Annotated in this window: 2 protein-coding genes; both read left to right on the top strand. The window is 43.1% G+C overall.

From position 1 onward, the window contains the following. On the top strand, positions 1-312 hold a 312-nt coding region (locus tag A3757_RS02995), incomplete at its 5' end, for a cbb3-type cytochrome c oxidase subunit I (protein ID WP_197469691.1). Further along, the coding region (locus A3757_RS28030) for a cbb3-type cytochrome c oxidase subunit II (RefSeq protein ID WP_197469690.1) at positions 312-480 on the top strand (169 nt) is incomplete at its 3' end. The genes A3757_RS02995 and A3757_RS28030, both read left to right, overlap by 1 nt.

Genomic DNA, 480 nt, shown 5'->3' with positions numbered 1-480 from the left:
AAAAAGCGCATGTATAGCGAATCGCTGATAAACAGTCATTTCTGGATCGCAACAATTGGTGTAGTACTTTATATAGCATCAATGTGGATCGCTGGTGTAATGCAAGGCCTAATGTGGAGAGACATGGGTGACGACGGTACGCTGACATATACTTTCATTGAAAGTATCAAAGCTAGCTACCCCTACTATGTCGTACGTGTACTTGGTGGATTAATGTTCTTGGTTGGTATGTTGATGATGGCATATAACGTAATTAAAACCATCGGTTCTTCCGAGTTAGACAACGAAGCATCCAACAAGGAGGCAGCATAATGAATCATCAAACTATTGAAAAGAACAGCGCACTACTTGGTGTATTAATTGCCCTAGTAATTAGTGTTGCCGGTTTGGTTGAAATCGTTCCGCTGATGTTTCAAACACAAACGACAGAACCAGCACCAGGCGTTAAACCTTACACAGCGGTTCAGCTAGCGGGCCGCG

This window comes from Oleiphilus sp. HI0117 (assembly GCF_001635235.1).
Note: the sequence above shows the minus strand (reverse complement) of the source record. Positions and strands in the feature narration are given on the sequence as shown.